This window comes from Thioalkalivibrio sp. ALE28 (genome assembly GCF_000377425.1).
Taxonomy (GTDB): Bacteria; Pseudomonadota; Gammaproteobacteria; order Ectothiorhodospirales; family Ectothiorhodospiraceae; genus Thioalkalivibrio.
Genome location: NZ_KB898097.1, coordinates 12,973 through 26,283, shown reverse-complemented (window position 1 = coordinate 26,283; position 13,311 = coordinate 12,973). Strand labels below are relative to the sequence as shown.

Here is a 13,311-nt window from a genome sequence, read left to right as displayed (position 1 = left end):
TCTACCGGATTGGAAAAGGGGGAATCTAGATCGTCGCCGGGGCGCGGGCAAGCGCCCCTACGCACCGGCGGGAGTTGCCGGACAGTGACGCTCGAGCAGCGTGAGCCAGTGCTCGACCGGGGTGTCCGTGCCACTTTGCAGATGGGTCTGGCAGCCGATGTTGGCGGTGACGATGCGCGCGGGGCCCGCGGCCTCGAGGTTGTCCAGCTTGCGCTGGCGAAGCCGACCTGCCATCTCCGGCTGCAGGATCGAGTAGGTGCCGGCAGAGCCGCAGCACAGGTGCGGCTCGATGACCGGAACCAGATTGAAACCGGCGGCCTGCAGGAGCGGTTCCACGCGCCCGGGCAGGGCCTGGCCGTGTTGCAGGGTACAGGGGGCGTGCCAGGCCACTGGTGGGTGATCGGCCGGTGCGCGGATCCCGAGCTCGCGGATGCTTTCGGCGTCGAACAGTTCCACCGGGTCGCGAACCCGTGCCGCCAGCCGGGCCGCGCGCTCGGCGTACGTCGGGTCGTCGGCCAGGATGTGCCCGTAGTCGCGTAGCAGCACGCCGCAGCCACTGGCGGTGCTGACGACCGCGTCGACGCCGCGCTCCAGGACCGGTTCCCAGGCGTCGAGGTTGGCGCGGACCCGGGCGCGGGTCCGTTCCTCGAAGGCCAGGTGGTGTTCCACCGCTCCACAGCAGCGGGCCGCCCCGGTCTCCACTACCTCGACGCCGCGGCGGGCCAGCAGGTGGCGCAGGGCCGCGTTGATGCGGGCGTCGATGGCGTCATGCACGCAGCCGCCCAGCAGCAGCACGCGCCCGTGCTGGAAGCCGGGTCCCGCAGCACCGTTGGCGGGCCGGGGTACGGTCCCGGTGGCCTGGCGCGGCGGCACGCGTCGCTTCAGTCGCGCGGGCAGGGCCGGGCGGGCGAGACGCCCCAGCCCGAGGGCCAGACGGAACGGCCAGCGCGCCGGCAGGGCGCGCGCCAGCAGGCCGCGCAGCAGCCGCTCGCGCCAGGGGCGGTCGAGGTCGCGCTCGACGACCTCGCGGCCCACCGCCACCAGGTGGTTGTAGTCCACGCCGGAGGGGCAGGTGGTCATGCAGTTGAGGCAGGTCAGGCAGCGGTCCAGATGGGTGCGCGTCGTGGCATTGGCCTCGCCGCTCTCCAGGACCTCCTTGATCTGGTAGATCCGGCCGCGCGGGCCGTCCAGCTCGTCGCCCTGTTCCTGATAGGTCGGGCAGGTCGCGTTGCAGAAGCCGCAGTGCACGCAGGCGCGCAGCGCGTCCTCGGCGATGCGCGCCGCCGGGTCGTTCTCGAAGCGGGGGTGCAGGCGGGTTTCCATGGTCTCAGCTCGCCCGGGCGGGGCGTGGATGGGGGGCAATCAGTGGGGCGAAAAATACCCCGTCCGGGTCCATTGCCGCGCGGACTTCCCCTTCCAGGCGCGCGTGCGGCGCGGGGCGCGGGTGCAGCCAGGGGCCGCCGGCGGGATTGCCCAGCCACAGCCGGGCATGCCCGCCCGCGTCTGCGACCGTCGTGCGGACCGTTTCCGGGGCCGCGCTGGAGCGCAGCCAGCGCTCGCCGCCGCCCCAGTTCATCAGCCACTCGCCCGGCAGGTCGAGGGGCGGGGTCGCCGGCGGCAGGCTCAGACGCCACAGGCGTTCGTCGCCGGTCACCGAACCGGTCAGGAACGGCAGGTGACGATCGCGCAGCCGGGTCCAGAAGGGCGGACCCTCCAGATCGGCATCCGCGCCCAGGCGCTCGGCGGCCTCCTGCACGGCCTCCTGCCCACCGCCCAGGCGGATCCGGGTGATCCCGTCGGCCCAGGCCAGGCCGGAGAAGGGCAGGGCGGTGCGTCCCCAGTCCCGAGCCTGCTGGATGAATTCGGCCGCGGAGGCCTCGCGGCGCAGCCAGGCCTGGTAGGCGGGGGCGGGGAGCAGCTTGAAACTGGCTTCCAGCAGCAGGCCCAGACTGCCCATGCTGCCCGCCATCAGGCGCGAGACGTCGAAGCCGGCGACGTTCTTCATGACCTCGCCACCGAAGCGCAGGATCTCGCCGCGGCCGTTCACGATGCGCGTACCCAGCAGCGCGTCACGCAGACTGGCGGTCCAGGGGCGGCGCGCGCCGGACAGCCCCAGGGCGACCATGCCGCCCACGGTGCTGGACGGGGTGGGCATGGCCGGCTCGAAGGGCAGCATCATGCCGACCTCTTCCAGCGCGGCCTGCAATTCCATCACCGGTGTGCCGGCACGCACCGTCACCACCAGCTCGCTGGGGGCCAGATTGACGATGCCGTGGTGGCGGCCTGCCTCCAGCAGCTGCACATCCGCCGGATATCCTTCGGGGAACGCGAGGGCACGCTGACTGCCACTGCCGGTGATGGCCAGGCGGTGGCCGGCTGCACTGGCCGAACGGATGCGCTCGGCCAGTAGCAAGGACTGGTCGGTTCCGGGTTCCATCAGATGCGGGCGCGGCCCACTAGCCCGTCTCCAGTGTCAGGCGTACCCGTTCCAGGCGATGCCGCACATCTTGAGCAAGGTCCTCGACACCGGGCTTGTTGACCAGACCCATCACCGCGACCGGGTCCATGAAGCCGACCGTGCAGGTCCCGTTCTCGTTGTCCTGTACCAGGACGTTGCAGGGCAGCAGCAGCCCGATGTTCGGATCCGCCTCGATCGCCTGGCGGGCCAGGTTCGGGTTGCAGGCGCCGAGGATGCGGTAGGCCCGATGATCCAGGTCCAGTTTCTTCTTGAAGGCCGCGGCCACGTCGATCTCGCTGAGAATGCCGAAGCCTTCCTCGCCCAGGGCGGCCGTGGTGCGCTCGATCACCTGATCGATCGCGCCCGGCACGATCACGTTGAAGCCGTATTGAGGTTGTTCCATCGCGGGTCCTCCGTTCGTGGTGAGGTCGGGTTACGCCGACAGCGCCGGGGCGTCGGCGGATGGCCCGCCTCCCGGTGGTGTCGTGCGCCGGCGCTGGTTCCAGGCGACCAGGAGCCCCAGGGCCAGTGCGGGGAGGTAGAACCAGTAGGGACTCGGACGGTCGGTGGGCACCAGCACGCCGGTGATGGCCCAGCCACCCTCCAAGCCTACCCGGCCGGCCGGGCTGCCGAAAGCAACCGTTTGTATCTGCGCCTTCTGCGCGTCGGGATCGAAGCGCACGTCCAGGCCGGCATCGGCCAGGCGTTCGCGCGGGGCCAGATCCGGGCTGCCCAGTGGGAACATCACCGTGCGGGTGATCTCGCGGCCCTCCAGGTCGATGCCGGTGGCCTCCACGCGCAGCGAGTCACGATCCGGGATCGTTTCGACGACCTCCAGCAGGGTCTCCGGCGGCTGGTGCGCAAAGGGCGGCGCGATGCGGTCCATCAGTACCGTGGGCACCAGCAGCACGAAGGCCACCACCAGCAGGGCGCCGGATTCCCAGTAGCGGCTGCGGGTCAGGAACCAGCCCTGGGTGGCTGCGGTAAACGCGAGGATGCCCGCCAGCGAGCCGAGGAATACCAGCGTCAGCTGGAACACGTTGTCCACGCCGATCAGCAGCAACTGGCTGTTAAAGATGAAGAAGAACGGCAATGCGATGGTGCGCAGGCTGTAGGCAAAGGCCTGGATCCCGGTGCGGATCGGGTCGGCCTTCGCGATCGCCGCGCCGGCAAACGAGGCCAGACCCACCGGCGGCGTCACGTCGGCCATGATGCCGAAATAGAACACGAACAGGTGGGCCGCGATCAGCGGGATCAGGATGTCGTGCTGGGCGCCCAGGTCGACGATGATCGGGGCCATCAGGGTCGCCACGATGATGTAGTTCGCGGTGGTCGGCAGGCCCAGCCCCAGGATCAGGCTGATCAGGGCCGTCAGCACCAGCACCAGCAGCAGGTTGCCGCCGGACAGGGTGTCCACCAGGTCGGTCAGCACCAGCCCGACGCCGGTCATTGCCACGGTGCCGACGATGATCCCGGCCGCGGCGGTGGCCAGGCCGATACCGATCATGTTGCGCGCGCCGGTCTCGAAGCCCTGAAACAGCTCCCATACCCCGACCCAGGTCGCCTGCAGCAGCCGGCCCTGGCGCCGGAACAGCGCGACCAGCGGGCGCTGGGTCAGGACGATGAAGATCATGAAGGCCACCGCCCAGAACGCCGCCAGCCCCGGCGACAGGCGTTCCACCACCAGGGCCCAGACCAGCACCACCAGCGGCAGCACATAGTGCAGACCGCCCAGTACCGTGGGTAGCACGCGCGGCAGGGGTTGCTCGGTGTCCAGGGGTTCCGGCTCGGGTTCGCGAGCGACGATCCACAGCAGGATCAGGTAGGCGGCGAACAGCAGGCCGGCGATGATCCAGGCGGCGGCGTCGCCGGCCACGTCCTTGATCCAGCCAAGCCCCCAGTACACCGCGGCGGCCAGGATGATCAGGCTGGAGACGGTGATTCCGAAGCTGATCAGGCGCCCGCGCCAGGTGGTCACGGTGGCGCGCTGGAGCCCCTCCATGCCGTTCTTGCAGGCCTCCAGATGCACGATATAGATCAGCGCGATATAGGCGATCAGCGCCGGCAGAATCGCGTGTTTGAGCACCTCCACGTAGGGGATGCCGACGTACTCGACCATCAGGAAGGCGGCGGCCCCCATCACCGGCGGCATCAACTGGCCGTTGACCGAGCTGGCCACCTCCACCGCGCCGGCCTTGTGCGGGGCGAAACCGACCCGGCGCATCAGCGGCACGGTGAAGGTGCCGGTGGTGACCACATTGGCGATGGATGAACCGGAGACCACCCCGGTCATCCCCGAGGCCATCACCGCGGCCTTGGCCGGCCCCCCGCGCAGGTGCCCGAGCAGGGAGAAGGCGACACGGATGAAGTAGTCGCCGGCGCCGGCGCGTTCCAGCAGCGCGCCGAACAGCACGAACAGGAACACGAAGCTGGTGGAGACCCCGAGCGCGATCCCGAACACGCCCTCGTTGGACAGCCACTGCTGCGCCATCGCGCGCGGGTAGCTGGCGCCGCGATGGGCGATCAGGTCCGGCATCAGCGGTCCGGCGAAGGTGTAGAACAGGAAGATCGCCGCGATGATGGTCAGCGCCGGGCCGAGCACGCGACGGGTCGCCTCCAGCAGCAGGATCAGGCCGATCCCGGCCATCACCAGGTCCAGCTCGGTGGGGGCGCCGGGGCGCGCCGCCAGGGCCTCGTGGAACAGGTAGAGGTAGAGCGCACTGAAGGCCGCGACCGCGGCGAATACCCAGTCGCCCAGGGGCACACGATGCACGGGGTCGTTCCCGCGCAGCAGGGGCCAGGCCACTACTACCAAAGCAATGCCCAGGGCCAGATAGACCTCGCCGAGGCGTTCAAGGCCCAGCAGCTGCCATAGCCCTAGTGCGATCAGGGCCAGGCCGCCGAGGGCATAGAGGATGCCGATCGCGTGCTGCCAGCCCTTGCCGCGGGCGGTGGGACGTACCGCGGGGAAGAGCAGGTAGCCGAGGAAGATCGCGAAGGCCAGATGGATGGAGCGGGCCTCGGTCTCGGAGACCACGAAGACATCCACCCAGTCGGCCATCGGCGCGGCGATCCAGATCTGGAACAGCGACCACGCGACGGCCGTGATCCAGATGAGACTGCGGGTCGCGCGGCCGGGGTGGCGGCCGCCGGTCTCCAGCTCGGCGACCTGACGGTCTTCCGGGCTGGCGGCATCCTGGGCTCGGGTATCAGTCATCGATCAGTCCTGCCTCGCGAAAGTAGCGTCGGGCGCCGGGGTGCATGGGCGCGGACAGGCCCTCGTCCACCATGCCCTCGCGTTCGAGCCCGCTGAAGGCCGGGTGCAGGCCGCGGAAGGTCTCGAAGTTCTCGAACACGGCGCGGGTCAGTTCAAAGGCGGCGGTATTCGACGTGCGGTCCGAGGTGACCAGGGTGGCACCCACGCCGTAGGTGCGGATGTCCTGGTCCTGCCCTGGGTAGGTATCGGCGGGGATCACGGCGGTGAGGTAGTAGGGGGTCGAGCGGATCAGTTCCTCGATGGCCGGCCCCTCGATGGAGACCAGGCGTGCATCACAGGTGGCGATGGGCTCCTGGATCGCCGCCGAAGGGTGGCCGACGGAGAACACGAAGGCGTCGATGCGATTGTCGCACAGGGCCTGGGCCTGCTCGCGCGAGGGCAGCTCGCTGACTCGGCGGAAGGTATCGTGATCCCAGCCGAGCTTCTCCATCAGCTCTTCCATCAGGGTGCGCTGGCCGGATCCGGGGTTGCCGATGTTCACGCGCTTGTCCGGCAGATCATCCAGTCCGGCAATCTCCGCGTCGGGACGCACCACCAGGGTCAGGGGCTCCGGGTGCAGGCTGAACATGGCCCGCAGGTGCGTGGCTGGCCCGAAGGCCTCGAAGCGGCCGCTGCCGTGGTAGGCGTGGTACTGCAGATCCGACTGGGCCACGCCGAAATCCATGTCGCCGGAGCGCACCATGTTCAGATTGAACACCGAGCCCCCGGTGCTTTCCGCGGTGCAGCGCATCCCGTGTTCGTCGCGGCGAGTGTTGAACAGGCGGCACAGGTGCTGGCCCGCCGGGTAGTAGACCCCGGTGACGCCGCCGGTGCCGATGTTGATGAAGCGCTGCTCGGCCGCCGCCAGGGGCGCGAGCAGCAACAAAGCCAGGCTCAGGCCCAGGGCCGGCAGCCCGCGGGTCAGGCGACGTGTAGGGATGCGGTGCACGGCGGATCCTCGCATGTGTTCTCCCGGGAACAGGCGGTATCGCGAGTGTAGGGAATCGGGCCGTAATGTACACGCCCGCCGGTCCGGGTAACGCGGCAAGGTTTTTCTGGCTCTGCGGTCAAGCGGCGCGTAGGGTGAGGCCTCCATCCGACGCAGGCATTGCCCCATGTGGCTTGAAACCCGCTGTGACTTCGAATTCGAGATCCCCGTCCCGACACCGTTCGTGCTGATGCTGCGCCCGCGCAGCGGCCCGCTGCAGTGGATCGCGCGCGAGGAGTATCGCCTGGTGCCGAACGCCCCGGTGACCGAGTTCGTGGATGTCTACGGCAATCTCTGCCAGCGTCTGGTCGCGCCGCCGGGGCCATTCTCGATCCACACGGCGGCCGAGGTGCAGACGGCCGATGCCCTGGATCGCGCCCCCGGCGCCCCGTTTGTCGAGGTACAGGCCCTGCCGGACGCGACCCTTGGCTACCTGCTGCCCAGCCGCTTCTGCGAATCGGACCGTTTCAATCGCATGGCGACCGAGATCACCGCCGGGCAGTGGCTGGGCTACGACCAGGTGGCCGCCATCGAGCAATGGCTGCGTGACCGCATCGAGTATCTTCCCGGCACCAGCGACATCCCGATCTCGGCGGTGGAGGTGAACCAGCGCGGGAGTGGGGTGTGCCGCGACCTGGCGCATCTGGGCATCGCCCTTTGCCGCAGTCTCAGTATCCCGGCGCGCATGGTGGTCGGGTATCTGCACGGCCTGCAGCCGATGGACATGCACGCCTGGTTCGAGGCCTTCGTCGGCGGTCGCTGGTACAGCTTCGATGCGACCCAGCCCGAGTTGCGGGGCGGCTATGTGGTGGTGGGCTATGGCCGCGACGCGGCGGATGTGGCGATCTACAACCAGTTCGGGCTCCCGGTCTACCCGGTCCGCCACGACGTGGATGTCCATCGCATCGAAGCACCCGCCTGACGCGCGCCGGGCGCGGTATTCCACGGTCACGGGAAGGGGCTTGAGCCGGCCCCGTCCGCGCCGAAGGGACCGGCATCAAAGTACTTGATCGGGCTTGCGAAACCCGCAATTTCGGAGCGTTCGCGAGGCGTCGTGGTGGGCGCCCCGGGAGCCGCCCGGTCTGAAAAGAGGGGCCGGATGACGTATGATAAGCGGCCTTTTTGACGGCAGTGCCGCCTTCCGGCGGGCGCGCCGCAATCCGCCGAATCCGAAGCCTTGAACGGGAGAACCGAATGTTTTCGATCGACATGAGTATCCACGGTTACGACGACGAACTCTGGGGCGCCATCAGCAAGGAAGCGCAGCGCCAGGAAGAGCACATCGAGCTGATCGCCTCCGAGAACTACACCAGCCCGCGCGTGATGGAGGCCCAGGGCTCCGTGCTGACCAACAAGTACGCCGAGGGCTACCCGGGCAAGCGCTACTACGGTGGCTGCGAGTACGTGGATATCGTCGAACAGCTCGCGATCGACCGTCTCAAGGAGCTCTACGGCGCCGACTACGCAAACGTGCAGCCGCATTCCGGCTCGCAGGCCAACGCGGCCGTGTACATGGCCCTGCTGCAGCCGCATGACACCGTGCTGGGCATGAGCCTGGACGCCGGTGGCCACCTGACCCACGGCGCCAAGCCGAACTTCTCCGGCAAGATCTACAACGCGGTGCAGTACGGCATCACCGACGAGGGCCTGATCGACTACGACGAGGTCCAGCGTCTGGCCACCGAGCACCAGCCGAAGATGATCGTCGCCGGCTTCTCCGCCTACTCGCGCGTGGTCGACTGGAAGCGTTTCCGCGAGATCGCCGATTCCGTGGGCGCCTACCTGATGGTGGACATGGCCCACGTCTCCGGCCTGATCGCCGCGGGCGAATACCCGAACCCGATCGACCACGCCCACGTGGTCACCTCCACCACGCACAAGTCCCTGCGCGGGCCGCGTGGCGGCTTCATCATCACCAAGGGTCAGCCGGAGCTGAACAAGAAGTTCCAGTCGCTGATCTTCCCGGGTACCCAGGGTGGCCCGCTGATGCACGTGATCGCCGGCAAGGCGGTGGCGTTCAAGGAGGCCCTGGAACCGGAATTCAAGACCTACCAGAAGCAGGTGATCGCCAACGCCCGCGCGATGGCCGAGGTCCTGGTCGAACGCGGCTACGACATCGTCTCCGGAGGCACCGACAACCACCTGTTCCTGCTGAGCCTGGTGTCCAAGGGCATGACCGGAAAGGCCGCGGATGCCGCGCTGGGTCGCGCCAACATCACGGTCAACAAGAACGCGGTGCCGAATGACCCGCAGTCGCCGTTCGTGACCTCCGGCATCCGCATCGGCACCGCCGCGCTGACCACGCGTGGCTTTACCGAGGCCGAGTCGCGCGAGCTGGCCGGCTGGATCGCCGACGTGCTGGACGACCACGAGAACGAGCAGGTGATCGACGCGACCCGCGACAAGGTCGTCGAGATCTGCCGCCGCTTCCCGGTCTACGGCGCGCCCGAATAATCTCGGCGAGTCACGGGTCGCGGGCGCGGGATGCGCTGTCCGTCCTGTCATGATCAGGATACCCGCGTGGTCGATTCGCGGGTGGCCGGCCCGGAGCAGGAACAGATCCGGCGCCGGCGCCAGTGCCGCGCCTGCGGGGCGCGCTTTACCACCTTCGAACGGGCGGAGTTCAGCCTGCCGCGGGTGGTCAAGCGCTCCGGCGAACGCGTCGCCTTCGACGAGGAGAAGCTGCGCAGCGGTCTGCGTCGGGCCCTGCACAAGCGCCCGGTGAAGACCGACGATGTCGAGCGGGTCATCGACGACATCAAGCGCCAGCTGTCCGCGCTCACCGCCCCCGAAGTGAAATCCGACCGGATCGGCGAAATGGTCCTGGCCGCCTTGCACGGCCTCGACCATGTGGCCTATATCCGGTTTGCCTCCATTTATCTCAGCTTCGCCAGCGTGCAGTCCTTCCGCGAGGCCATCGAACGGCTGGAGGAAGACCTCAGCCCGGAGATGCGCCGCTCGCAGCTGCGCCTGATCGACGAGGAGGCGCCCGGTCCTGCCCCGGAATCGGCGGCGGGCGGCCCGCAGGTGCCACCGGGGAGTGGTGACTCGTCCAGGGGGGAGTGATGGAAGCACCCACGACCGAGCAGGCGATCACGGACCGCCGTTACATGGCGCGGGCCCTGGAGCTGGCCGACTACGGCCGCTTCACCGCGGACCCGAACCCGCGGGTCGGGTGCGTGATCGTGCGCGACGGACGCGAAGTCGGCGCGGGACTGCACTGGAAGGCCGGCGAGGCCCATGCCGAGGTGAACGCACTGCGGGCGGCCGGCGAGGCCGCGCGTGGCGCAACCGCCTACGTCACCCTGGAACCCTGCAGCCATCACGGCCGGACTCCGCCCTGCACCGATGCCCTGATCGGCGCCGGGGTAGCCCGGGTCGTGATCGCCATGCAGGACCCCAACCCGCAGGTCTGTGGCGGCGGGATCGAGGCCCTGCGGGCAGCAGGTATCCCGGTCGACAGCGGCGTGCTGGAGGCCGAGGCGCGTGCCCTGAATCCCGGATTCGTGCGGCGCATGGAGCAGGGACGCCCCTGGGTGCGCGTCAAGCTTGCCGCGAGCCTCGACGGGCGTACCGCCATGGCCTCCGGCGAGTCGCAATGGATCACCGGCGAGGCGGCGCGCCGCGACGTCCAGCAGTGGCGGGCCCGCGCGGGCGCGATCCTGACCGGCAGCGGCACCGTGGTCGCCGACGACCCGCGCCTGAACGTGCGCATGAAGCCGTTCGACCTGGCCGCCCATGCCGGATTTCCGGACGACCCCCGCTATTACGACCTGCCGGGACGCCAGCCCCTGCGGGTGATCCTGGACGCCCGCCTGCGGACGCCGCCGGGCGCGCAGATCCTGCGCGAGGGACCGGTCTGGATCCTCACGGGGCCCGATGCCGCGGACTCGCCGGCCGCGGACACCCTGCGCGGCCGAGGGGCGGAGGTCCGGCCCGTGCCGTTGGCGGAGGAATCCGCCGAAGGCGGGCTGGATCTTGGCGCGGTGCTGGCGGAGCTGGGCCGCGCCGAGGTCAACGAGCTGCATGTGGAGTCCGGACCGGGTCTGGCCGGCGCGCTTGCGCGTGGTGGCTGGGTCGATGAATGGCTGATCTACCAGGCCCCCCTGCTGATGGGCTCCAATGCTCGCCCCCTGGTCGAGTGGCCGCTGGCCCGCATGTCCGAGCGCGCCGAACTCGAGATCGTCGATTCCCGCTGGGTCGGCGAAACCCTGCGCCTGCGCGCCCACCCGCGTTCGTAAGGGCTGATTTCACCACGAAGCGCACGAAGGCACGAAGAAGGGAAAGGTCAAGGGCGGTCTACAGGAAGACGGGAAGAGTGGAAGGATGACTGGGTTTGAAACGGGGTGCGCAACGGCATCGCATGGGCAGACCATGACCATCCGCTATTGTTATTTACCGAAAAACCCTTCCAGTTTTCCCATCTTCCTGTGAACCGCCTTTGACCTTCTTCGTGTCTTCGTGTGCTTCGTGGTGAACAAGGGGTTTCCGGGCAGGAACCGGGTAAAAGGGCGGGGCGTGGTGCGAACTCATTAGGGTTTCCCTATGATGGGCGGCGAGCAGCCCGGCGCGGTCCGTGCGGGCACCCCGGAACGAGCGGACGTCCATGTTTACCGGAATCATCGAGACCCTAGGCAGCCTGGAGCGCCAGACCCCCAGCGGTGGCGACGTGCGGCTGCACGTGAACGCGACCGGGATGGACCTGTCGGACACCCGGCTGGGGGACTCGATCGCGGTGAACGGGGTCTGCCTGACGGTGACCGACCTGGCGGGCAGCGGCTTTGCCGCCGATGTCTCGCGCGAGTCGCTGGAGGTGACCACGCTGGGCCATCTCGAACCGGGGGACCGGGTGAATCTCGAACGGGCGCTGGCCCTGGGCGACCGCCTGGGCGGGCACATGGTGTCCGGGCACGTCGACGGCGTCGGCGAGGTGGTGGCGATGGAGCCCGATGCGCGCTCGACCCGCGTGCGCTTTCGCGCGCCACCGGCACTGGCCCGCTACATCGCGGCCAAGGGCTCGATCACCATTGATGGCACCAGCCTGACCGTGAACCGCGTGGACGGCGCCGAGTTCGAGGTCAACATCATCCCGCATACCTGGTCCCTGACCCGCTTCGCCGTCTATACGGTGGGCACCCCGGTCAACCTCGAGGTCGACCTGATCGCCCGCTATCTGGAGCGTCTGATGCTGGGCGAGCGGGCGGCCGAGCCCGGCGCGCAGGCGGGCGACCTGTCGGAGGCCTGGCTGGCTGAACAGGGCTTTCCCAATCAATCCGGGCCGCGCGACTGAACGCACGGCCCCCGACCGAAGGCACGCATGGAATTTTCCAGTACCGAAACCATCCTCGAGGAACTGCAGGCCGGACGCATGGTGGTCATCGTCGACGACGAGGACCGCGAGAACGAGGGCGACCTCTTGATGCTGGCCTCGCACGCGCGGCCCGAGGACATCAACTTTATGGCCAAGTACGGCCGCGGCCTGATCTGCCTGACGCTGACCCGCGAGCGCTGCAAGCAGCTGGCGCTGCCGCTGATGGTGACCGACACCAATGACGTGCATGGCACCAACTTTACGCTGTCGATCGAGGCCGCCGAGGGCGTGACCACCGGCATCTCGGCCTACGATCGCGCACACACCATCCGGACCGCGGTCGCGCCCAACGCGAAGCCCGAGGATATCGTCCAACCGGGGCACGTGTTCCCGCTGATGGCACAGCCCGGTGGGGTCATCGTGCGCGCCGGCCATACCGAGGCCGGCTGCGATCTGGCGCGCCTGGCTGGGGCCGAACCGGCGGCGGTGATTGTCGAGATCCTGAACGAGGACGGCAGCATGGCGCGGCGTTCGGATCTCGAACGCTTCTGCGCCGAGCACGATCTCAAGATGGGCACCATCGAGGACCTGATCCGCTATCGCATCGAGAACGAGAAGACCGTGCGTCGGGTTTCGGAGCGTCCGTTCCCGACCGAGCATGGCGAATTCCGCCTGCTGGCGTTCGAGGACGAGGTGGATCACGAGCTGCATTTCGCGCTGGTGCGCGGCGAGCCGAAGCCGGACCAGGAGACCCTGGTGCGTGTCCATTTGGAGAGCACGCTGTACGACACGCTGGGCTATGCCGGCCCGGACCGTGGCTGGCCGCTGGACGATGCCCTGCGCCGGATCGACGCGGCCGGCGAGGGTGTGGTGGTGGTGCTGCGCAAGCACGAGAGCCCGGAGGCCCTGGCCCAGCGTCTGGAGCATATCGGCCAGCCGGCGCCGGAAGAGCGCAGTGGGCGGGAGAACTCCGCCGAGTGGCGCATGTATGGCATTGGTGCCCAGATCCTGGCTGACTGCGGGGTGGGGCGCATGAAGCTGATGTCGGCGCCCAAGCGCTTTCATGGCCTCGGTGGCTTCGGCCTGGAGGTCGTGGACTACGTCCACGAGTAGCCCCCGGCCGCCTGCCTCGTGGTGGCTGGCCATGGTTCGTCGCTCGGTGTTTACGGTGCCTTCGGTCCGCCACCTGCCCGGCGCTGACTCGCCAGCGCGCCCCGAGTGACTTCTTTGCTCGTGCAAAGAAGTCACCAAGAAACACGCCCGACTGCCGCGACCCCGGCCCGCTGTGCGGGCCGGGG

Annotated in this window: 11 protein-coding genes; 6 read left to right on the top strand and 5 right to left on the bottom strand. The window is 68.8% G+C overall.

The window, feature by feature from the left end; genetic code table 11:
• Positions 1–57: 57 nt before the first annotated feature.
• The 5 genes from glcF to D105_RS0106325 are packed head-to-tail and all read right to left on the bottom strand — an operon-like array spanning position 58 to position 6,678.
• Positions 58–1,323 (bottom strand): glycolate oxidase subunit GlcF, encoded by a 1,266-nt coding sequence (glcF, locus tag D105_RS0106345; protein WP_018877880.1) that lies wholly within the window; start codon positions 1,321–1,323, stop codon positions 58–60.
• Positions 1,324–1,327: 4 nt separating this feature from the next.
• Entirely contained in the window at positions 1,328–2,437 is a 1,110-nt protein-coding gene (gene glcE / locus D105_RS0106340; RefSeq protein WP_018877879.1) for a glycolate oxidase subunit GlcE, read from the bottom strand.
• Between the two features lie 19 nt (positions 2,438–2,456).
• Positions 2,457–2,861, bottom strand: coding sequence for a DUF302 domain-containing protein (locus D105_RS0106335; RefSeq protein ID WP_018867836.1), 405 nt, complete (start codon positions 2,859–2,861; stop codon positions 2,457–2,459).
• 30 nt (positions 2,862–2,891) lie between these two features.
• Positions 2,892–5,675, bottom strand: a complete 2,784-nt coding sequence (locus D105_RS0106330; RefSeq protein WP_018877878.1) for a TRAP transporter permease — start codon at positions 5,673–5,675, stop codon at positions 2,892–2,894.
• Positions 5,668–6,678, bottom strand: coding sequence for a TAXI family TRAP transporter solute-binding subunit (locus tag D105_RS0106325; RefSeq protein ID WP_018875813.1), 1,011 nt, complete (start codon positions 6,676–6,678; stop codon positions 5,668–5,670). Before D105_RS0106325 ends, D105_RS0106330 begins: the two co-directional genes overlap by 8 nt.
• Positions 6,679–6,829: 151 nt before the next feature.
• Between D105_RS0106325 and D105_RS0106315 the strand changes: the two genes are divergently transcribed.
• The 6 genes from D105_RS0106315 to ribBA all read left to right on the top strand — a co-directional run bounded on the left by D105_RS0106315 (position 6,830) and on the right by ribBA (position 13,126).
• On the top strand, positions 6,830–7,624 hold the full coding sequence (locus tag D105_RS0106315; RefSeq protein ID WP_018867833.1) for a transglutaminase family protein: 795 nt from the start codon (positions 6,830–6,832) through the stop codon (positions 7,622–7,624).
• A 272-nt stretch (positions 7,625–7,896) separates the two neighbouring features.
• Complete coding sequence (gene glyA / locus D105_RS0106310) at positions 7,897–9,156, top strand: serine hydroxymethyltransferase (protein WP_018867832.1); 1,260 nt, start codon at positions 7,897–7,899, stop codon at positions 9,154–9,156.
• A gap of 30 nt (positions 9,157–9,186) precedes the next feature.
• Positions 9,187–9,768 (top strand): transcriptional regulator NrdR, encoded by a 582-nt coding sequence (gene nrdR / locus D105_RS0106305; RefSeq protein ID WP_026279321.1) that lies wholly within the window; start codon positions 9,187–9,189, stop codon positions 9,766–9,768.
• Positions 9,768–10,943 carry a bifunctional diaminohydroxyphosphoribosylaminopyrimidine deaminase/5-amino-6-(5-phosphoribosylamino)uracil reductase RibD gene (gene ribD / locus D105_RS0106300; protein ID WP_018867830.1) on the top strand — a complete coding sequence of 392 codons (1,176 nt, stop codon included), beginning with the start codon at positions 9,768–9,770 and terminating at the stop codon, positions 10,941–10,943. The genes nrdR and ribD overlap by 1 nt, the downstream gene beginning before the upstream one ends.
• Positions 10,944–11,308: 365 nt before the next feature.
• Entirely contained in the window at positions 11,309–11,992 is a 684-nt protein-coding gene (locus D105_RS0106295; protein ID WP_018867829.1) for a riboflavin synthase, read from the top strand.
• 27 nt (positions 11,993–12,019) lie between these two features.
• Entirely contained in the window at positions 12,020–13,126 is a 1,107-nt protein-coding gene (ribBA, locus tag D105_RS0106290) for a bifunctional 3,4-dihydroxy-2-butanone-4-phosphate synthase/GTP cyclohydrolase II (protein ID WP_018867828.1), read from the top strand.
• Positions 13,127–13,311 lie beyond the last annotated feature (185 nt).

What these genes read in the sequence shown, in the direction of transcription:
- ribD (WP_018867830.1), top strand. Translation starts at nt 9,768, where the DNA reads ATGGAAGCACCCACGACCGAGCAGGCGATCACGGACCGCCGTTACATG.
- glyA (WP_018867832.1), top strand. Translation starts at nt 7,897, where the DNA reads ATGTTTTCGATCGACATGAGTATCCACGGTTACGACGACGAACTCTGG.
- nrdR (WP_026279321.1), top strand. Translation starts at nt 9,187, where the DNA reads ATGCGCTGTCCGTCCTGTCATGATCAGGATACCCGCGTGGTCGATTCG.
- glcE (WP_018877879.1), bottom strand. Translation starts at nt 2,437, where the DNA reads ATGGAACCCGGAACCGACCAGTCCTTGCTACTGGCCGAGCGCATCCGT.
- D105_RS0106325 (WP_018875813.1), bottom strand. Translation starts at nt 6,678, where the DNA reads ATGCGAGGATCCGCCGTGCACCGCATCCCTACACGTCGCCTGACCCGC.
- ribBA (WP_018867828.1), top strand. Translation starts at nt 12,020, where the DNA reads ATGGAATTTTCCAGTACCGAAACCATCCTCGAGGAACTGCAGGCCGGA.
- D105_RS0106295 (WP_018867829.1), top strand. Translation starts at nt 11,309, where the DNA reads ATGTTTACCGGAATCATCGAGACCCTAGGCAGCCTGGAGCGCCAGACC.
- D105_RS0106330 (WP_018877878.1), bottom strand. Translation starts at nt 5,675, where the DNA reads ATGACTGATACCCGAGCCCAGGATGCCGCCAGCCCGGAAGACCGTCAG.
- D105_RS0106335 (WP_018867836.1), bottom strand. Translation starts at nt 2,861, where the DNA reads ATGGAACAACCTCAATACGGCTTCAACGTGATCGTGCCGGGCGCGATC.
- D105_RS0106315 (WP_018867833.1), top strand. Translation starts at nt 6,830, where the DNA reads ATGTGGCTTGAAACCCGCTGTGACTTCGAATTCGAGATCCCCGTCCCG.
- glcF (WP_018877880.1), bottom strand. Translation starts at nt 1,323, where the DNA reads ATGGAAACCCGCCTGCACCCCCGCTTCGAGAACGACCCGGCGGCGCGC.